This is a genomic window from Stenotrophomonas sp. SMYL86, from assembly GCF_036320025.1.
Taxonomy (GTDB): Bacteria; Pseudomonadota; Gammaproteobacteria; order Xanthomonadales; family Xanthomonadaceae; genus Stenotrophomonas; species Stenotrophomonas maltophilia_A.
Genome location: NZ_JAWIRU010000005.1, coordinates 26,261 through 46,505, shown reverse-complemented (window position 1 = coordinate 46,505; position 20,245 = coordinate 26,261). Strand labels below are relative to the sequence as shown.

Annotated in this window: 15 protein-coding genes and 1 riboswitch; of the genes, 9 read left to right on the top strand and 6 right to left on the bottom strand. The window is 68.3% G+C overall.

Annotated features, from left to right (window positions below; translation table 11 throughout):
- The first annotated feature begins 117 nt into the window (after positions 1-117).
- The 3 genes from V3B64_RS07695 to mdtD all read left to right on the top strand — a co-directional run bounded on the left by V3B64_RS07695 (position 118) and on the right by mdtD (position 2,968).
- Positions 118-357 carry a WGR domain-containing protein gene (locus V3B64_RS07695; protein ID WP_032127800.1) on the top strand — a complete coding sequence of 80 codons (240 nt, stop codon included), beginning with the start codon at positions 118-120 and terminating at the stop codon, positions 355-357.
- Between the two features lie 26 nt (positions 358-383).
- On the top strand, positions 384-1,466 hold the full coding sequence (gene hemE, locus V3B64_RS07690; RefSeq protein WP_329913892.1) for a uroporphyrinogen decarboxylase: 1,083 nt from the start codon (positions 384-386) through the stop codon (positions 1,464-1,466).
- Between the two features lie 92 nt (positions 1,467-1,558).
- On the top strand, positions 1,559-2,968 hold the full coding sequence (gene mdtD / locus V3B64_RS07685; protein WP_132810625.1) for a multidrug transporter subunit MdtD: 1,410 nt from the start codon (positions 1,559-1,561) through the stop codon (positions 2,966-2,968).
- A gap of 470 nt (positions 2,969-3,438) precedes the next feature.
- On the opposite strand, the gene V3B64_RS07680 is transcribed toward mdtD, so the two are convergent.
- Positions 3,439-6,966 (bottom strand): hybrid sensor histidine kinase/response regulator, encoded by a 3,528-nt coding sequence (locus V3B64_RS07680; RefSeq protein ID WP_107431908.1) that lies wholly within the window; start codon positions 6,964-6,966, stop codon positions 3,439-3,441.
- A 96-nt stretch (positions 6,967-7,062) separates the two neighbouring features.
- Entirely contained in the window at positions 7,063-10,608 is a 3,546-nt protein-coding gene (locus V3B64_RS07675) for an ATP-binding protein (protein ID WP_329913891.1), read from the bottom strand.
- Positions 10,609-10,773: 165 nt separating this feature from the next.
- On the opposite strand from V3B64_RS07675, the gene V3B64_RS07670 reads away from it, so the two are divergent.
- From V3B64_RS07670 to V3B64_RS07660, 3 genes are read left to right on the top strand one after another with little or no spacing between them, the layout of a single operon-like run.
- Positions 10,774-11,406, top strand: a complete 633-nt coding sequence (locus V3B64_RS07670; RefSeq protein ID WP_032127796.1) for a YceI family protein — start codon at positions 10,774-10,776, stop codon at positions 11,404-11,406.
- Between the two features lie 10 nt (positions 11,407-11,416).
- Positions 11,417-11,989, top strand: coding sequence for a cytochrome b (locus V3B64_RS07665; protein WP_005410672.1), 573 nt, complete (start codon positions 11,417-11,419; stop codon positions 11,987-11,989).
- A gap of 3 nt (positions 11,990-11,992) precedes the next feature.
- The gene (locus V3B64_RS07660; RefSeq protein WP_010482754.1) at positions 11,993-12,565 is read left to right on the top strand and encodes a YceI family protein; all 573 of its coding nucleotides are present in this window, start codon (positions 11,993-11,995) and stop codon (positions 12,563-12,565) included.
- A 182-nt stretch (positions 12,566-12,747) separates the two neighbouring features.
- On the opposite strand, the gene V3B64_RS07655 is transcribed toward V3B64_RS07660, so the two are convergent.
- On the bottom strand, positions 12,748-12,978 hold the full coding sequence (locus V3B64_RS07655) for a glutaredoxin family protein (protein WP_329913889.1): 231 nt from the start codon (positions 12,976-12,978) through the stop codon (positions 12,748-12,750).
- A 100-nt stretch (positions 12,979-13,078) separates the two neighbouring features.
- Between V3B64_RS07655 and V3B64_RS07650 the strand changes: the two genes are divergently transcribed.
- On the top strand, positions 13,079-14,461 hold the full coding sequence (locus V3B64_RS07650; protein ID WP_049456519.1) for an L-serine ammonia-lyase: 1,383 nt from the start codon (positions 13,079-13,081) through the stop codon (positions 14,459-14,461).
- 122 nt (positions 14,462-14,583) lie between these two features.
- Positions 14,584-15,579, top strand: a complete 996-nt coding sequence (locus V3B64_RS07645) for an alpha/beta hydrolase (protein WP_329913888.1) — start codon at positions 14,584-14,586, stop codon at positions 15,577-15,579.
- A gap of 48 nt (positions 15,580-15,627) precedes the next feature.
- On the opposite strand, the gene V3B64_RS07640 is transcribed toward V3B64_RS07645, so the two are convergent.
- From V3B64_RS07640 to V3B64_RS07630, 3 genes are read right to left on the bottom strand one after another with little or no spacing between them, the layout of a single operon-like run.
- The gene (locus V3B64_RS07640; RefSeq protein WP_032127793.1) at positions 15,628-16,695 is read right to left on the bottom strand and encodes a homoserine dehydrogenase; all 1,068 of its coding nucleotides are present in this window, start codon (positions 16,693-16,695) and stop codon (positions 15,628-15,630) included.
- Positions 16,692-17,927 (bottom strand): O-succinylhomoserine (thiol)-lyase, encoded by a 1,236-nt coding sequence (locus V3B64_RS07635; protein WP_285302237.1) that lies wholly within the window; start codon positions 17,925-17,927, stop codon positions 16,692-16,694. The genes V3B64_RS07640 and V3B64_RS07635 overlap by 4 nt, the downstream gene beginning before the upstream one ends.
- Entirely contained in the window at positions 17,924-18,955 is a 1,032-nt protein-coding gene (locus tag V3B64_RS07630) for a homoserine O-succinyltransferase (RefSeq protein WP_329913887.1), read from the bottom strand. The genes V3B64_RS07635 and V3B64_RS07630 overlap by 4 nt, the downstream gene beginning before the upstream one ends.
- A 77-nt stretch (positions 18,956-19,032) precedes the next feature.
- Positions 19,033-19,151: riboswitch (SAM riboswitch) on the bottom strand.
- Between the two features lie 149 nt (positions 19,152-19,300).
- Here V3B64_RS07630 and V3B64_RS07625 point away from each other — a divergent pair.
- On the top strand, positions 19,301-20,194 hold the full coding sequence (locus V3B64_RS07625) for a M23 family metallopeptidase (RefSeq protein ID WP_329913886.1): 894 nt from the start codon (positions 19,301-19,303) through the stop codon (positions 20,192-20,194).
- Positions 20,195-20,245: the final 51 nt, after the last annotated feature.

Genomic DNA, 20,245 nt, shown 5'->3' with positions numbered 1-20,245 from the left:
GCCGCCCCGTCGACGCGCCGGGGGCGGTTCTGGGGGGCGGGCCCGGGCTGCCCCCCCCCCCGGCCCCCACCACCGCGTTGCGGCCGGGGTCACCCTGGCCCCGCTACAATCGGCGCCATGCACGTCTACCTGCAACATCCCGACGCCGGTGCGCAGGCACCGCGCTTCCTGCGCCTGAGCCTGCAGCCGGATCTGTTCGGCGGCTGGGAACTGCTGCGCGAGAGCGGCCGCGTCGGCAGCCGCTCGCAGCTGCGGCGCGAGCTGTTCCTGCAGGCCGACGAAGCCCGCCATGCCTTCGAGAAGGCCCGCGATGCCGAACTGCATCGCGGTTTCCAGATCCTCTCGCACGGCGACTGACGCCGCTGCCAACTTTCGTCCAAGGAATGCCCATCGTGACCAGCCCTCTCCGCAACGATCGCCTGCTGCGCGCCCTGCGCCGCGAACCGGTGGACTGCACCCCCGTCTGGCTGATGCGCCAGGCCGGACGCTACCTGCCGGAATACCGCGCGACCCGAGCCAAGGCCGGCAGCTTCCTGGCCATGGCCAAGAATCCGGAGATTGCCTGCGAGGTTACCCTGCAGCCGCTGCGCCGCTTCCCGCTGGATGCGGCCATCCTGTTCTCGGACATCCTCACCATTCCCGATGCGATGGGCCTGGAGCTGTACTTCGTCGAAGGCGAAGGCCCGAAGTTCCGCCACCCGGTGCGTGATGAAGCGGCCATCGCCAGGCTGGCGGTGCCGGACATGGAACAGGACCTGGGCTACGTGATGGACGCGGTGCGCCTGATCCGCCGTGAGCTGGACGGCCAGGTGCCGCTGATCGGTTTCTCCGGCAGCCCGTGGACGCTGGCCTGCTACATGGTGGAAGGCGGCGGCAGCAAGGACTTCGCGCGGATCAAGGCGATGGTACTGAACCATCCGCAGGCCCTGCACCGCCTGCTGGAGGTCACCACCGAGGCGGTGATCGCCTATCTCGGCGCGCAGCGCGCGGCCGGTGCACAGGCGCTGCAGGTATTCGATACCTGGGGTGGCGTGCTGTCGCCGTCGATGTACCGCGAGTTCTCGCTGCGCTACCTGCAGCGGATTGCCGAGGGCCTGGAGCGCGGCGAAGGCAACGAGCGCACCCCGCTGATCCTGTTCGGCAAGGGCACCGGCCTGCATCTGGAAGCGCTGTCGCAGACCGGTGCCGATGCGCTGGGCCTGGACTGGACGCTGGATCTGGACGAGGCGATGCGCCGCACCGGCGGCCGCGTCGCCCTGCAGGGCAACCTCGACCCGACCACCCTGTACGCCTCGCCGGATGCGATCGCCGCCGCAGCAGCACGCGTGCTCGACACCTATGCCGCCGGCAACGGTGGTTCGCGCGAGGGCCATGTGTTCAACCTCGGTCACGGCATGTCGCCGGACATGGACCCGGCGCACGTGCAGGTGCTGGTCGACGCAGTGCACGCGCACAGCCAGCGCTGAGCATTGCGCATGCGGTTGCGGCGCGATGTTGATCGCGCCGTGACCCGCAGTGCGCGATCATGACGACCCCCACGCTGCACCGGCCACACCCCATGTCCACATCGCCATCGACCTACACCCGCCAGCGCCCCCTGCTGTGGCTGGTTTCGTTGGCGATCTTCATGCAGATGCTGGACTCGACCATCGTCAACACGGCCTTGCCGGCGATGGCGGCCAGCCTGGGCGAAAGCCCGCTGCAGATGCAGTCGGTGGTGTTCAGCTACGCATTGGCGGTAGCCACCTTCATTCCCGCCTCCGGATGGATCGCCGACCGCTACGGCACCCGCCGCACCTTCCTGGTGGCGATCATCCTGTTCACCCTCGGCTCGCTGGCCTGTGCGCTGGCACAGCACCTGCACCAGCTGGTTGGGGCACGTGTGCTGCAGGGAATCGGCGGTGCGATGCTGCTGCCGGTCGGACGCCTGGCAGTGATGCGTTCGGTGCCACGCGAGGACTTCCTGCGCGCGATGAGCTTCATCGCCATCCCCGCGCTGGTCGGCCCGTTGATCGGCCCGACGTTGGGTGGCTGGCTGGTCGAGATCGCGTCGTGGCACTGGGTGTTCCTGATCAACCTGCCGATCGGCGTGATCGGTTTCATCGCCGCGATGAAGATCATGCCCGACCACTACGCCAGCCATCGCACCCGTTTCGACCTGCGCGGCTACATCATGCTGGCCTTTGCGATGGTGGTGCTGTCGCTGGCGCTGGACGGCATCTCCGGGCTCGGAACGCCACATGCGCTGGTGATGCTGATGACCGTGGCCGGCCTGGCCGCACTGGTCGGTTACTGGCTGCATGCCGCCAACTCCACCGCGCCGTTGTTCTCGCTGGCCCTGTTCCGCGTGCCCAGCTACCGCATCGGCATCCTTGGCAACCTGTTCTCGCGCATCGGCAGCAGCGCCATGCCGATGCTGATCCCGCTGCTGCTGCAGGTCGGCCTGGGCCTTGGCCCGATGAACGCCGGCCTGATGATGGTGCCGGTGGCGGCGGCCGGCATGGTGTCGAAGAAGCTGGCGGTGAAGCTGGTCGAGCGCTACGGCTACCGCCGCGTGCTGATGGTCAACACCGTGCTGGTTGGCCTGGCGATGGCCAGCTTCATCCTGATGACACCCGGCCAGCACCTGGCCTGGCGCCTGCTGCAGCTGGCCTTCTTCGGTGCGGTCAATTCCCTGCAGTTCACCGTGATGAACACCGTGACGCTGCGGGATCTGGACCGCGAATTCGCCAGTTCCGGCAACAGCCTGCTGTCGATGGTGATGATGCTCGCCGCCGGTTTCGGTGCCGCGGCGGCCGGCAGCCTGCTGGCTGCGTTCGGCAATCACCTGGACAGCAACAGCGCCACCGCGGCACTGCATGCGACGTTCCTGTGCGTGGGCGCGATCACCCTGACCTCGACGATGATCTTCTGGCAGCTGCCGGACACCAAGCCCGAACCGCGGCAGGTCGAGCACGTCGCGGAGTGAGGGGGTTCGGCAGGGCTGCACCCTGCACCCGCCGAATCAACGTCAGCGTCAAAAGCGGGCATTCCGTGGAATGGCGGGGCGGTGTCGGATTGCGGGGACGCCACAAGTACGTCCCTGCAGGCTTGGCAGCCGCATCCATGCGGCTGACACCCCGCAATCCGACACCGCCCCACCTCTGACAGATGGGCGCTGCTGTTGGTGGGTGTCGACCTTGGTCGACACATCGGTCAGATATCGAAATGTACATGGGGTCAGATCCATTTTGATATCTGACAGAGATTCGTCCACGCATGGCGTGGATCTACTGGAGACCGCGACGGGTCTGGAGGAGAGCCCCCTGAGTCAGGGGGCGGCCGCGAAGCGGCGGGGGTATGGGCGCTGGTAAAAGGGGCCCGCGTTTCGCGCAGCGAAGCGTGGGAGCGACAGCGCGCATGCGATGGCGTGTACCAGGGCCGCAGGCCCTGCCGAACCTACCTTCCCATCACCCGGGCGATCGCTTCCACCAGCAGTTCCCCGGTCACCGGCTTGCGCAGGAAGCCACCGATGCCGGCCGCCTCCACCTGCTGCTGCAGGTCCGGGTCGGTACGTGCGGTCACCGCCAGCAGCGGCAGCATGTAGCCCTGGTTGCGCAGATGCTGGGCCAGCTCGAAGCCGCTCAGGCCCGGCAGGTCGAGATCCAGCAGGCCGACGTCGAAATCACCGGCACTGATCTCACGCAGTGCCGCCAGCGCATGGCCCGCATGTACCACCTCGTGCCCGCGCGCACTCAGCAGCCCGCGCACCACATCGGCCACAGTCGCGTCGTCCTCCACCAGCAGTACCCGCAATGGCGGCATGTTGGCCGCGTCCTCGCGGTGCGTTTCACCATCTGCTTCGGCATCGGCATCGACCACCATCGGCAACGGCAACGTCACGCCGAAGCAGGTGCCGCGACCGAGCTGGCTCTCCACCTGGATCCGCCCCTGCATCGCATGCGCCAGTTCGCGGCAGATCGCCAGGCCCAGGCCACTGCCGCCGTACTGCGCCGCGGTACGTGCACCATCGGCCTGCTCGAAGCGGCGGAACAGGCGTTGCTGTTGCTCCTGGCTGATGCCGGGGCCGGTGTCGCGCACTTCGAAATGCAGAGATCGCAGCTCGGCGTCGCTGCGCGCGTGCAGGGTGATGGTGCCGCGGCTGGTGAACTTGACCGCATTCGAAAGCAGGTTCAGCAGGATCTGCCGTACCCGCATCGCGTCGCCGGTGGCCTGCAGGCCGGGCGGCAACTGGTTGTCGAGGGTGAAGCGCAGGCCCTTCTGTGCAGCCAACGGGCCCATCAGCGCCGCCAGGTCCTGCAGCAGGCAGCTCAGCGCGAACGGCTTGGACTGCAACTCCAGACGGCCCGATTCGATCCGCGCCAGGTCCAGCGCATCGTTGACCAGATGCAGCAGGTGCTCGCCGGCGTGGCGGATTGATTGTGTATAGCCGCGCTGCTGCGGATCCAGCGGTGAGGACAGCAGCAGCTCGCTCATGCCGAGCACACCGGTCATCGGCGTGCGGATCTCATGACCAAGGTTGGCCAGGAAGCGGGTCTTGGCCGCCGACGCCTGCTCGGCCAGCTCCTGCTTGTGCAGCGCCAGCTGATAGGCGTGGCGACGCTGCAGGCGCCGACGGTACAGCCAGGCGAACCAGCTGGTCAGCAGCAGCGCGAACGAGGCCAGCACCAGCAGGCCGGACAGGCTGCGCCACCACGGTGGCTGCACGCGGAATTCCAGGCTCTGCACCCGTGACCAGACATGGTCGGCCGACCGCGCCTGCACTTCCAGCCGATAGCTGCCCGGTGCCAGCCGCGAGAACAGGCGCTCACCGGCCGGTCCCACTTCCACCCAGTCCGGGTCATAGCCGGCCAACCGGTAACGATAGGTATTGGACGCCGAATCGGCGAACGACAACAGGCGCGCGACGATGCGCAGATCGCGGTCGCCATCGGCGATCTGCAACGGCGTGTCGTGGGTGAGGTCCAGCACCTGCTCGTTGCGGCGCACCTCCACCCGCTCGATCACCAGCGGCGCACGCCGCATCGAGGGCCGCACCTGCTCCGGGTCGAACACCACCACACCGGCCGGCGTACCCGCCACCAGATGGCCGTCTCCCGACATCACCAGCGTGTGCTCGCGGAATTCCTGGCTCGGCAGGCCGTCATGCACGCCATACAGGCGCACGCTCTGGCCATCGGCGCCGATGCGCACCAGGCCACGCGCACTGGTTGCCCACGCCACCCCCTGTGCATCGACCACCAGCCCCGAAGCGGAGATCGCCGGGTAGCCCTGCTCGGCACCGATCACGGCCTGCCGCTCCAGCCGGCCCTGGCTCCAGCGGTAGCGCGACAGGCGGCCATCTTCGGACAGCCAGACCTGGCCATCGCTGCCCACGTGCAGTGCATGGATCGCGGTCGCCGGTGCGCCCGGCACCGGCTGGAAGCGCTCGCTTTCCGGCAGCCACTGCAGCAGGCCTCGGCTGCTGGCCAGCCAGATATGGTCCTGCGGCCCGCATTCCACATCGAGATTGAGCTGGCCCTGCTGCAATCCGCGCTGGCCATTGTCCAGCTGGCGCCGCAGGCGCCCATCCAGATCGCGCTGCTGAAGACCCGATGGCAGCATCAGCCAGAGGCTGTCACCATCACAGGTCATCATCGATTCGATGACCCCTTCCATGGTCGCGTCGGCGCCGGCATCCCGGCCCCAGCGGCGCAGATCACGCCGCTTCGGGTCGTAGCGCAGCAGCGCGTCGTTGGAGCCGATCCAGACCTGGCCGCGGCGATCCTCGCGCACCGAGGTCAGCCAGTGCATGCCGTTGACCCAGGTGCGGTGCTGTTCGATGCGGCCGGTCTTCGGATCGAAGCGGTCCAGCGCGCCGTGGCTGCCGACCGTCCAGATGCCGCCGTTGCTGGACGGGCTGGTACCCAGCACGAAGGCATTGCGCAGCGAGCGCGGGTCGTCCTCCAGCCGCGACAGCACCGAGAACTGCCACCAGCGCGGCAGCAGGTGCCACAGGCCGGCGTTGGTGCTGGCCAGCCAGATGCCCCCCTCGCGATCCTCGTAGGCGCCGGTCCAGTTCGGGCGTACCGGGCCACGCGCCACCGCGCTGTACAGCGGCACGGCCTGGTACTGGCCATCGACCGCGCGGCCAAGGCCGGTGCGGGTGTCCAGCCAGTGCCCGCCCTGCTCGTCGCGCAGCATCATGCCCAGCACCTGTTCGCCTTCGGGCAGCTTCCAGGACGGTGCCTCGAAACGACCATCGGGACGACGCACGATGGCACCGGCCATCGTGCTGATCCAGAGGCTGCCATCGGGCTCGGCCGTCAGGCCATTGATCAGCAGGCTGGGAACAATGCCGGCACCAACCCGTTCAAAGTCCGTGCCGGTCCAGCGCGCGACGCCATGCTTGGTGCCGATCCACAGGCTGCCATCGGCCAGGGTTGCCAGATAGGGCACCGATGCGGCCGGCAGGCTGCGTGGGTTGTTCGCTTCGGGCAGGAAGCGCTGCAGCCGGTCCTGGTTGTCCAGGCGGTACAGACCACCTTCGTGGGTGCCGAACCAGACCGAACCATCCGGCGTGGTGGCCAGGCTCCAGACCGTGTTGGTGCCCATCAACGGCTGGCTGCTGCGGTCGTAGAAATGCAGCTGGCGACGATCGGCCGACATCCGTACCAGGCCCGCGTTCTCGGTGCCGATCCAGAGCTGGTTGCGGGCATCGACCAGCACCGTCCAGATGCGGTTGTCGCGCAGGCCGTCTTCCGAGCGCCAGATCCGGTAGTTGCGCCCGTCGTAGCGGGCCAGACCGTCGTTGGTGGCGATCCAGAGGTAACCGTAACGATCCTCGGCCATGCGGTTCACGGTATTGGACGGCAAGCCGTCGAACACCGTCACCTGACGCGGGCTCGGTGGCACCGGCTGCGCCGCAGCGGGCGACAGGCAGCACAGGAGGACCAGCAGCAGCATCGCCGCCCGCAGATACACCACCGATTGCCTCCTCACGCTGCTTCTGATGATTCCCGCACTACGGGCGTCGGCATGGTAAACCGAAAGTCGCGCCGTTCACGCCCGGCGCTGGCGCATTCAAAGAGCGGTTTGTCGTTTTGCGCGCGCCTGGGCAATGGCAGTCACCAGCATGTCACCGGTCACCGGCTTGCGCAGGAAGCCATCGAACCCGGCCGCCAGGACCTGGGTCTCGGCGTAGGCATCGGAGCGCGCGGTGACCGCCACCAGCGGTAGTTCATAGCCCATGGTGCGCAGCTGGCGAGCGATGGCGGTGCCGTCCAGCGCGGGCAGATCGAGATCGAGCAGGCCCACGTCAAAACCATCGGTGGCAATCTCCGAAAGCGCGCCCAGGCCATGCAGCACGTGCACCACGTCGTGGCCACGGCCACGCAGCAGGCCGGCGATGACCTCGGCCACGGTCGCGTCATCTTCCACCAGCAGGATGCGCAGCGGCGGCAGCACCGGCAGCACCGGCGACTCGCCCGGCGCATTGGCGGCCTGCCGGATCCAGGGCAGCGGCAACCACACCCGGAATCGCGCGCCCTTGCCCGGCTGGCTGTCCACTTCGATGCGTCCGTTCATGGCCACGGCCAGCTCCTGGCAGATCGCCAGGCCCAACCCGCTGCCGCCATAGCGCGACGCGGTGCGCGGGCCGTCCGCCTGTTCGAAGCGATGGAACAGCCGGTCCTGCTGCTCGGCGTTGATGCCCGGGCCGGTGTCATGCACTTCGAAGCAGAGTCCGCCACCGTTCTCTTCCAGGCGCACGGCCAGGCCGACGTGCCCGCGCTCGGTGAACTTGATTGCATTGCCCAGCAGGTTGAGCAGGATCTGCCGCACGCGCATCTCGTCGCCGCTGACGCTGATCGGCCCCAGCGGATCGCCCCCACGCTGGAACCCCAGGTTGCGCTGCTTCGCCATCGGCTCCATCAACGCCTGCACCTGGTCGAGCAGGCCAGCCAGATCGAACGGGCGCAGGTCGAGCTCCAGCCGGCCGGCCTCGATGCGGGCCAGATCCAGTGCGTCATTGACCAGCCGCAGCAGGTGGCTGCCAGCCTGCTGGATCGAGCCTGCATAGCTGCGCTGCACCGCATCCAGCGGGGTGGCCAGCAGCAACTCACTCATGCCGAGCACACCGGTCATCGGCGTGCGCACCTCATGGCCCAGCGTGGCCAGGAACCGGCTCTTGGCCTGGGAGGCCTGCTCTGCCAGTTGCTGCTTGTGCACGGTCAACTGCCATTGCTGGCGGCGGCGCAGGCGCGCACGGATCGACCACACCAGGATAAGCAGCAGCAGCGAGCCGATCAGCAGGTAGCCGAAGATCGCCATGCCGCTGCGCCACCAGGGTGGCAGCACCTTCACCTGCAACCGCTGTGAAGGCGTCCACGTGCCACTGGCCGTTGCCGCCTGGACTTCAATGACGTAGCTGCCGGTCGGCAGCCGCGACAGCGTGCGCTGGCCGTCACCGCCCTGCTCCACCCAGTTCTGGTCGTAGCCCTGCACCCGGAAGCGGTAACGGTTGCCCTGCGGATTGGCATAGGAAAGCAGTCGCGCATCGATCTGCAGATCACGATCATCCGGCCCCAGCAACAGCGTGCCGGTGGTCGGCAGCGGTTGCCAGCCGCGGGCATCATCACGCCGCACGCGGACCTCGGCGATCACCAGCGACGACGGCGGCAGCACCGCATCGGCAGCATTCACATCGAACACGACCAGGCCGGTCTGGGCCACCGCGAGCACGCGACCATCGGCATTCACCGCCGGCGGCCTGCTGGTGAACTCGGCGTCGGGCAGGCCATCGCGTTCGTTGAACTGCTGCAGGCGGCGCGTTTTCGGGTCCCACCGCAGCAGGCCACGTGGCGTGGTCGCCCACAGGCGGCCGTCTTCGGCCAGCGCCAGTCCTCCCATGCTGACCGAGGGCACGCCAGCACTGCCATCGATGCGCTGGATCAGGCGCAGGCTCATGCCATCCCATTGGTAGCGTTCCAGCGCGCCCTGCCGGGCCAGCCACAGCTGCTGTGGATCCACCCACACCAGATCGTAGATCAGCCCGCGCGAAACGCCCGGCACCGCTTCGAAGCGCCCGGCCTGTTCACGCCAGATCCCCATGTCGCCCATCACCCAGGCCTTGCCCTGTGCATCAAAGCGGATCTGCTCGACCGGTGAATCGGCGGTCTTGCGGAGATCCTCCAGCGGGTAACTACGCAGCACGCGGCCATCGGCGCTGCGCTGCTGCAGGCCCAGGTTCATCACCGACAGCCAGACCGTGCCATCGGGGGCCTGCCGCATCAGATCGATGCGCTGGCGCAGATCGGCTCCCCCATCGATATGCCAATCGTGCAGCGCGCGGGTGGCCGGGTCGTACACGCTGATGCGGCCGGCACGCCCCAGCCACAGGCGCCCGTCCGGCCGCGGCAGCACCGACCACACCGCCCCGCTGCCGATCTCGCGATCGCTGGCCAGCAACTTCAGTACTCCCTGCGCGTCCAGCTGGTACACGCCATGCGCTGAGCCGACGTAGTAATTCCGGCCATCACTGGCTGCACTCAGCAGGTACTGGCTGTCCAGCGGCTTGCCGTCAAGCTGGTTCCAGATCGAAAACCGGCGCCAGTCCGGCGGCAGGTAGGCCAGGCCCTGGGTCAGCAGCGCCACCCACAATCCGCCCTCATGGTCCTGCATCAGATCAAGCACACCGCTCTGGGCAGTGAGGAAGCCACTGCCGCGGTCGCCGTCGAGCCGCCGCAGCATGCTGGCATCTCCACGCAACAGGCCATCGGAGGTGCCCGCCCAGTAACCGCCCTGGCGATCGGCCAGCACCAGTGCCGAACGCAGGCGCGCACTGTCGGCCCAGCGCGGACGGCTGACCCGGTCCTGCGCGTCGATACGGTAGAGGCCGTCATTCTGGCTGCCGGCCCAGATCGAGCCATCGGGGTCGCGGCTCAGGCGCAACACACTCAGCGCCCCCAGTTCGCGCGGCGCGACAGCCTCGAATCCAGTCCCGTTCCAGCGCGCAATGCCCGCCTCGGTGCCGATCCACAGTCGCCCCTGCGCATCGACCAGGCTGCTGTAGATGGTATTGCTGGGCAACCCGCCAGGACGGGCCGGATCATGCTCGAAGAAGCGCAGGCTGCCGTCTTCACCGAAACGGCAGACGCCATGGCCACTGGTGCCGATCCACAGTGCATCCTCGGCGTAGGCCAGCGTCCAGAACTGGCTCATGCAGGGGCCGTTGACCGCATCGAAGGTCTTGAAGCGTTCGCGGTCGGCATCCAGCCGGGCCACGCCCTTGCCATTGATGCCGACCCAGACGCGGTCCAGGGGATCGACCAGCAGGGTCTCGATCTCGTTGCCGGGCAGCGAGCCCGGCTGCTCCGTATCATGTTCCCAGACCCGCAGGTTGCCGCCGTCATAGCGCACCAGGCCACCATCGGTGGCCGCCCAGATATGGCCCTGGCGGTCCTCGGCCAGCGCCAGCACCATGCGCGAGGGCATGCCTTCAGCTGCACCGAAACGGCGCAGGCGCGGTGTTTCCGCCATGTCGAGGGCCGTGGCCGCCGTGGCGAACGCCATCAGCAGCAGCCCCATTCCCGCGATGCCTCGGCACCACAGGCGCCAACCGCTCGTCATCCTGAACCCCCTGTCCTGTCCCGATTGTCACACAGGGCCGGGTTCATGGCTGCAACAGCCTGTTTCCACCGGTGGACCCACCACGAACTGTTGCAGCCATGCACGCAACGTTGGCGGGGGGCTGTGCGTATGATCGCAACGTCCCCCTTCCGGAGCCCGCCATCGATGCGTCCCTGCCTGGCCCTGCTGCCGATGCTGCTCGCCACCGCCCCCGCCTGGGCGGATGCAGATACCTATCGCCTCGATCCGGTGCATACGCGTGTGCTGTTCACCATCGACCACGCGGGTTACTCGCAGGCGATGGGGACGGTCTCCGGCAGTGAGGGCCGCCTGCAGTTCGATCCCGACAACTGGCGCGAGGCCACACTGGATGTCGAGGTCCCCGTGTCGCGATTGGACCTAGGTGATGCCAAATGGAACCAGGCCACGCTGGCCCGCAGCCTTCTGGATGGCGAGCGTTTCCCGAAGGCACATTTCGTCTCCAGCCGGGTCGAACCGATCGATGCCAAGCGTGCGCACGTGATCGGTACCCTGACCCTGCGCGGCGTCAGCCAGGAAGTCACCCTGGACGTGACCCTCAACGCCATCAAGCGCTACCCCCTTCCCCCGTTCCGACGCACCGCCGGTTTTTCCGCCAGCACCACGCTGAGCCGGCGCGCGTTCGGCATCACCGCCTGGCCGGGCGTCATCGGTGATGCAGTACAGCTGAGGATCGAGGCTGAAGCCACCCTCGACCGCAGCGACGCCCCGGGAACTCCCGCTCCCGTTCCGCACTCCGACCCCAAGACGGCCCGCTAGAGGACCTTTCATGACCGCCAAGAACACCCCCGCCGCCTGGGGGAGTGTCAGCCAGATCCTGCATTGGTTGATCGCACTGCTGATCCTCGCCCTGGGCGTGGTCGGCCTGACCATGGGCGAACTGCCCAAGACGCCCAAGTACTTCTGGGTCTACACCGCACACAAGTCGATCGGCATCACCGTACTGGCGCTGGTGCTGTTCCGCCTCGGCTGGCGCCTGTACGCCGGCGCCCCCAAGCCGGTGCCGGGCGTGCCCAGCTGGCAGGAGCGCATCGCCAGCGCGACCCATGTCCTGTTGTATGTGCTGATGTTCGCCATCCCGCTGTCGGGCTGGCTGTACGACTCGGCCAGTGGCCTGCGCCCGTTCCGCTGGTTCGGCCTGGTTGATGTGCCCAAGCTGAGTGGCCCGGATCCGCAGGTCGTCGCGGTGTCCCACGCCATCCACGAATACGGCTTCTGGCTGTTGATCGCGGTGGTGCTGGCCCATGCCGGCGCTGCCTTCTACCACCACCTGTTCCAGCGCGATGCAACGTTGTCCCGCATGTTGCCGCGCGGCTGGCTCGCCTCCCCTCAGAAGGACTGACCGATGAACCTGAAACTGACCACTCCGGCCGCCGTGGCCGCCGCCCTGGCCGGCATGCTGGCCACCGCCCCGGCGCTCGCCGCGGACTACGCGCAGGCCCCCGGCGCCGGCTCGATCCTGGTGTTCGCCACCAAGTACGACGGCGAAGTGTTCACCGGCAGCTTCCCGGGCTTTGCCACCAAGCTCAGCTTCGACCCGGCCAACCCGGCCGCCGGTTCGCTGGACGTGGTGATTCCGCTGGCCGGTGCCAAGAGCGGCAACAGCGACCGCGACTCGACCCTGCAGACCGCCGACTTCTTCAACGTCGGCAAGTTCGCCACTGCGCGTTACACCGCCAAGGGCTTCCGTGCGGTGGGCAACGACCAGTTCGCCGCCGACGGCACGCTGGAGCTGCGCGGCGTCAGCAAGCCGGTCACCCTCACCTTCACCTGGAAGCCGGGCACCCAGCCGGTGTTGACCGGCAAGGCCACCGTCAAGCGCCTGGACTTCGGCGTCGGCAGCGGTGACTGGGCCGACACCAAGACCATCCCGGACGAAACCGCGATCAGCACGATCGTGAAGTTCGACGCGAAATGATCAACGGGCCGGGGCACCGCCCCGGCCATCATCTCCGGTGGTGGGGGGGGGGGGGGGGGGGCCCCCCCCCCGCCGGGGGGGGGGGGGGGGCCGGGCGCCCCCCGCCCCCCCCCCCCGCCGGGCGCCCCCCCCCCCCCCCCCCCGCGCGCCGCCCCGCCCGCGCCCCCCCCCCCCCCCCCCCACTACCGATCGACGGCCAGCCAGGCTTGAACCGCAGCCGCGTCGAACGGCCAGTCCAGCTCACGGTCGCCACGCTCGTCGCGCAGCACCGGCACCCGCGCGCCGTAGCGCGATTCCAGCGCTGGCTGGTCATCCAGGAACACCGATTCGAATTCCGGCGCCCGGGCCTTGGCCAGCTCGGCCAGCGCCATGTCGCACAGGTGGCAGTCGTCACGCTGGAACAGAGTCAACACCGGCAGGGTCCCCTTGGTGGAAATGCTGCGCCGCAGCCATTGAAGTGCGGCGTGAACCGCTAGAATAGCGGTCTCTTCCGGTACCCGCAGTACGGCAACCATGGCTGTCAGCACGTTCGACGTTTTCAAGATCGGCATTGGCCCGAGCTCCTCGCACACCGTCGGGCCGATGAAGGCCGCCGAGCGATTCATCCATCGCTGGCTGCTCGATCCGGGCCGCCTGCACGAGGTCGCGCGCATCCGCGCCGATGTCTATGGCTCGCTGGCGCTGACCGGCCGCGGCCATGGCACCGACAAGGCGATCCTGCTCGGCCTGGAAGGCCAGCGGCCGAACCTGATCGACCCGGACATCATCCCGGCCACCCTGGAGCGCATCCGCAGCAGCAAGCGCATCCAGCTGATGGGCCAGCACGAGATCGCCTTCGACGAGAAGCGCGACCTCGGCATGAACAAGCGCCAGAAGCTGCCGTACCACACCAACGGCATGCGCTTCACCGCGTACAACGCCGACGACGAAGTGATCGCCACCCGCGATTACTACTCGGTTGGTGGCGGCTTCGTGGTCAACCAGGACGACGCGGCCGATGACCGCATCGTGCCCGACGAGACCCCGCTGCCCTACCCGTTCAAGAGCGGCGACGAGCTGCTGGCGCAGACCGCACGCAGCGGCCTGAGCATTGCCCAGTTGATGTTCGAGAACGAGAAGTGCTGGCGCAGCGAAGACGAGATCCGCGCCAACCTGCGCGAGATCTGGAGCGCGATGCAGTCGTGCGTTGCGCGCGGCATCCGCGAGGAAGGCGTGCTGCCGGGTGGCCTGAAGGTCGGCCGTCGCGCACCGGCGCTGTACCGCGAGCTGTCGTCGAAGCCGGAAGCGGCGATGCGCGATCCGCTGACCACGCTGGACTGGGTCAACCTGTACGCACTGGCGGTGAACGAAGAAAACGCCGCCGGTGGCCGCGTGGTGACCGCGCCGACCAACGGTGCGGCCGGCGTGCTGCCCGCCGTGCTGCATTACTTCGACCGTTTCTGCCCGGGCGCCAACGAGCAGCGTGTGTTCGACTTCCTGCTGACCTCGGCGGCGATCGGCATCCTGTACAAGGAAAACGCTTCGATTTCCGGTGCCGAAGTGGGCTGCCAGGGCGAAGTGGGCGTGGCCTGCTCGATGGCGGCCGGCGGCCTGGTCGCGGCGCTGGGCGGCAACCCGAGCCAGATCGAGAATGCTGCGGAAATCGGCATGGAACACAACCTGGGCCTGACCTGCGACCCGATCGGCGGCCTGGTGCAGATCCCGTGCATCGAGCGCAATGCGATGGGTGCGGTGAAGGCGATCAATGCCTCGCGCATGGCGATGCGCGGCGACGGCAAGCACAAGGTGTCGCTGGACAAGGTGATCAAGACCATGCGCGATACCGGCCGCGACATGCAGGACAAGTACAAGGAAACCAGCCGCGGTGGCCTGGCGGTGAACGTCATCGAGTGCTGATGGCCGCAGCCAGGCATGGCCTGGCTCTACCCTGCAGCCGGGCATGAGCCCGGCTCAACATCGGACGACACCGTCACCGCGTTCCGGTTAGGCTCGGGGCTCCCCTACCCCGGATTGGCCCCATGCGCGTGATCGCTGCTGCCCTGCTTGCCTGCCTGCCGCTGTCCGCGCTGGCCGCGCCCACTTACGGGCCGCGGCTGGAGGGTTTCGACTACGGCTATCCGGTGAAGACCTTCGGGCTGGAATCGCAGCGGCAGCCGCTGGAGATGGCATACCTGGACATCGCGCCGAAGAAGGCGCCCATCGGCGTGGTGGTGCTGCTGCACGGCAAGAACTTCTGTGCCGCCACCTGGAAGGAATCGATCAAGCCACTGGTCGCCGCCGGCTACCGGGTGATCGCCCCGGACCAGGTGGGCTTCTGCAAATCCAGCAAGCCCGAGCGCTACCAGTATTCGTTCGCGCAGCTGGCCGCCAACACCCATGCCCTGCTGCAACAGCTGCAGCTGGGTGATGTACCGGTGCACCTGGTCGGTCATTCGATGGGCGGCATGCTGGCGGTGCGCTACGCGCTGATGTTCCCGCAGGACCTGCGCAGCCTGTCACTGGTCAATCCAATCGGGCTGGAAGACTGGAAGGCGCTGGGTGTTCCCTGGCGCAGCGTGGACACGTGGTACGCCGGCGAAATGAACATCAGCTATGACAGCATCCGCCGCTACCAGCTGGACGTGTACTACGACGGCAAGTGGAAGCCGGCGTATGAACCGTGGGCGCGGATGCAGTCGGGCATGTACGAAGGGCCTGGCAAGCAGGTCGTTGCATGGAGCCAGGCACTGGCATCGGACATGGTGTTCAACCAGCCGGTGGTCTACGAACTGAAGAATCTGCAGGTGCCGACCACGTTGTTCATCGGCCAGAAGGACCGCACCGCGATCGGCCGCGACCTGGCGCCGCCAGCGGTGAAGGCAACGCTGGGCAACTATCCGGTGCTCGGCAAGTCGGCGGCCGCGACGATTCCCGGCGCGACGCTGGTCGAGTTCGCCGAACTGGGCCATTCGCCGCAGGTGCAGGACCCGAAGCAGTTCAATGCGGCATTGTTGAAGGCGTTGAGGTCGCGTTGAGATTGCGGGCCCGCCGGGCATGGCCCGGCGAGCGCAGCAGCACGGACATCAACCCACGATCCGCAGCACGTCATCCAGCAACGCGGCCGCAGTGACTTCCGCACCCGCGCCCGGCCCCTGGATCAGCAACGGCTGGCGGCGGTAGCGATCACTGTGGATGGCCACGCGGTTGTCGGTGCCCGCACCCTGCGCCAAGGGGTGATCGGCCGGCAACTCGCGCAGGCCTACCTGCGCACCCTCGCCATCAACGCGGCCGACGAAACGCAGCACACGACCATTGTCGCGTGCCTGCTGCCAGCGCGCCTGCAGCGGCGCATCCAGCTGCTCGAGCGCAGCCACCGCATCCTCCAGCGGCAGCGCTGCCAGCGCTTCAGGCACCAGTGAATCCACCTGCACCTGCGAAGCATCCAGCGCCAGCCCGCTGCTGCGCGCCAGGATCAGCAGCTTGCGGCGCACGTCCTCGCCGGACAGATCCAGACGCGGGTCCGGTTCGGTATAACCGGCCGCCAGCGCCTCGCGCACCGCCGCCGAGAACGGCGATTGGCCGTCATAGCGATGGAACAGCCACGCCAGCGAGCCGGACAGCACGCCCTCGATGGCGTGGATGTGGTCGCCACCGGCTACCAGCGCGCGCAGGCTGCTCAGCAACGGCAGGCCGGCACCGACGGTGGCGCTGTCGCCATAGCGTGCGCCACTGTCTGCGCAGCTCTCGGCGATGGCCGTGGCACGTGCCAGCTGCGCACCGCGGCCCAGCTTGTTGGCGGTGACCACGTGCACCCCACGCGCCAGCCACTGCACGTGACGTGCGGCCACATCTTCGCTGGCAGTGGCATCGACCACCACGTCACCCCGTTCCAGCCCTTCGGCGCTCGCCCATGGCGGTGAGCTGAGACCGTCACGCGGTGCGCGTCGTGCCAGCTCCAGCGGCAACGCCAGATCACGGTCGATCGCCAGTGCGGTGCGCGAATTGGCCAGCCACTGCACGCTGGGCAGTTCCAACCCGCGTGCCTGCAACGCCTGGTAGCGCTGCACGAAGGCAGAGCCCACCGTGCCGGTGCCGAGCAGCGCCAGGCGTCCCACGCCCAGCGCAGGAATGTCAGCGGCGAGCGCGCTCATGCATCCACCACCTGTTTGCGGCGCGCAGCCGCATCGATCACGGCTTCGGCGCGCTGCAGCGCTGCGCCGAGATCAGCCAGCAGGTCACGCTCGGCCTCGATGCCGACCGACAGGCGCAGCAGGCCTTCGCTGATGCCGGCGGCCGCGCGCGCTTCAGCGGTCATCGCCGCATGGGTCATGGTGGCCGGGTGCGCGATCAGGCTTTCGACGCCACCCAGCGATTCGGCCAGGGTGAAGCAGCGCAGGCCATCGACGAAGGCACGCACTGCGGCATGCGGATCATCGCCTTCGCAGTCGGCCAGTTCGAACGACAGCATCGCGCCGAAGCCGCTTTGCTGGCGCGCGGCGATGGCGTGGCCCGGGTGATCGGCCAGGCCCGGGTAGTACACCGTGCCGACCGCCGGATGCTGGTCCAGCAGGGCGACGATCGACGCGGTGTTTTCCTGGTGCACGCGCAGGCGCGCATCCAGCGTGCGCAGGCCGCGCAGGGTCAGGAACGCATCGAACGGCGAGCCGGTCAGGCCCAGCGCGTTGCCCCACCACACCAGCTGCTCGTGCAGCGCCGGATCGCGCGCGACCACCGCCCCACCGACCACATCGCTATGGCCATTGATGTACTTGGTGGTGGAATGCAGCACAAGGTCCGCGCCGAACGACAGCGGCTGCTGCAGTGCCGGCGACAGGAAGGTGTTGTCGACTACCACCAGTGCACCGGCCTTGTGCGCGGCCTCGATGACGAAGCGCAGGTCGGTGATGCGCAGCAGCGGGTTGGACGGCGTTTCCACCAGCACCAGCTTCGGCTGCGTGGCCAGCGCCTGCGCCAGTGCGCGCGGATCGGTCAGGTCGGCGGTGACCAGTTCGAAGTGGCCCTTTTTCGCCAGCGCATTGAACAGGCGCCAGCTGCCGCCGTATGCATCGTGCGGCACCACCAGGGTGTCGCCCGGCTGCAGCAATGCGTTCAACACCAGGTTGATCGCACCCATGCCGGTGGCGGTGATGACGCCGCCGGCGCCGCCCTCCAGTTCCGCCAGCGCCTCGCCGAGCAGGTCACGGGTCGGGTTGCCACTACGCGTGTAGTCGTACTGGCGCTTGTTGCCGAAGCCTTCAAAACTGAAGTTCGACGACAGCACGATCGGCGGCGTGACCGCACCATACGCGGTGTCCCGATCGATGCCGGCACGGACGGCGGCAGTGGTGCGACTACAGGACGGCTCGTTTGCGTGCAGGCTCATGCGGACTCTCCAGAAGTGCGGAAGGCGGTGGCGAGGATCGCGTCGATGCGATCGGTTTCTTTGAGGAAGGCGTCGTGGCCGTAGGGCGAGCGCAGCACGCGCAGACTGCCGCGCGGGCCCAGCCCTTCGACCAGACCGACCAGGTCGGCCAGCGGCACCAGGCGGTCACCCTCCACCGCGACAACTACGGTGGGCGGCAGGATCGCGGTGGGGTCGACGCGGTGCAGGTCGATCGATTCGGACAGGCGCAGGTAAGCAGTCACCGGCGTGCGCGCGACGTACTGCGCACCGGCAGCGTCGAGATAGTCTTCGGCGGCCACGCGCACGCGGCCATTGATCACTTCCGGCGCGGCATCGAAGCGCTCGCCGAACTCTTCCGGGGTGCGGTAGCTGAGCATGGCGAACTGCCGGGCCAACGCCAGACCGTGGTCTTCGCCGCACTGCAGCTGGCCCAACGCGACCGCGCGGCGCTGCAATGCGCGCCAGGCGGCGGCATACGGATGCGGGCGATGCGCGCCACTGGCCACCACCAGCTGGCGCACGCGTGCACGGTGGCGGATCGCGAACTGCTGGCCGACCAGCGCCCCGTAGGAGTAGCCCACGAACGCCTTCAGCGTGCGGATGCCGAGATGGTCCAGCAGCAGCGCCAGTGCATCGGCCTGGTCGGCGGTATCGATCGGCACATCCAGTGCACCATCGGCGCCGATGAAGTCGAAGGCCAGTACACGCAGCTGCTGCGGATCCAGCGCGCGCCCGCTGCCGACCAGGTCTTCGGCCCAGCCTTTCTCGCTGAACTGTGCATTGGACGCCACGTGGCGATGGGCGGAAATGCCACCGGCCAGCACCACCACCGGCGCATTGGCCGGGCCGACCCACTCATAGCGCAGGCGCACCGGGCTGGGGCCGGCGTGACGCATCGACAGCACCGCGGCGAACTCACCGCGCTCGGCATGCACGCGGTCTTCGACCGGCACGCTGACGGGGACAAAGGGTTCGGGGCGAAGCGCGGTACTGGCGGCGAAGCTCATGGCGGGATCCGGTTGGGGAATCGGCCATCGAGCCTTCGCGGGGCCCGCGTTCGAGATGCACGTGGGGTGCATGGTTCGAACCATCTTTCGGTGGACGCCACGGTCCCCGCAGGATTTGGCACCTACGCAGACGCTTTCGCATCCGCGGGCTGCCCCGGCTTCAAAGGGCCTGTCCCTCTGCCGGTCTCGATGGTGGAGCCACGATGCCAGCCCTTTCCGGCACTGTCAATCCCTTCATGCGGATAAAGCGATGAATATTTTCAACGCGACTATGCGAAGGCGGTCGCGGTCGTCCTGTTCAGGATCGGCTACAGTCCCGGCGGTCCCTACCCTCTGGAACCACTGATGCTGCGCCTGCCTCTGACCTGCCTGCTGATGTCCCTGCTGGCGAGCACGACGGCCAGCGCCGGTGACTGGCGCCAGGGCTGGGGACTGGTGCCCAAGGCCGCCCCGGCCGCTCCGCCCTCCCGTGGCGAGACCGCGCAGAGCGCTGCGCCGATGGCCCAGCTGCGCCTGCAGCCGCTCGGCGAGCACTGGCAGGCCCGGGTCGACAACGCACTGGCCGGTCCGCTGCAGGTCGAACTGCGCGCCGCGCCCGGACGCCCGGTCGAAGGCCTGCCGGTGCAGTCGCTGATCCAGGGCGACAGCAGCCTGGTGGTCGGCCACCTGCCCGCCCCGTCCAACGGCCGCCCCCTGGATCTGCGCCTGCAGTCGGTGCCGGGCAACCCGGCCGCACAGGCCGAAGATGTCGCCTATCGCCTGCCTTTCGATGCGGCCCGTCCGCGCGTGGACCAGGCGCCGCAGGGCCGGTTCAGCCACGATGACGAGGAGAACCGCGACGCGGTGGACTTCGCACTGCCGGAGGGCACGCTGGTGCTGGCCGCGCGCGAGGGCACGGTGATGCAGATCCAGGATGGCTTCCGTGGCAACGGCCAGGACCGCGAGCGCGATGGCGGCCGTGCCAACTTCATCCGCGTGCTGCACAGCGACGGCAGCATGGCGCTGTACGGCCACCTGCAGGCCGGCGGCATGCGCGTGCGTCGCGGCCAGGCGGTGGGGGCCGGGCAGCCGCTCGGCCTGTCAGGCAACAGCGGCTTCAGCAGCGCGCCGCACCTGCACTTCGTGGTGCAGGTCAACCGCGGCATGGGCCTGCGCTCGGTGCCGGCACGCATCTTCGCCGAGCAGGGCCAGCTGCAGTTCGCCCGCCAGGGCGAGGCCGAGGGCGGCATCGGGCGCTGAACGGCCCCGGCCGGTATAATCGGGCGCTTATCTCTTTGAAAAGCGCCCCGG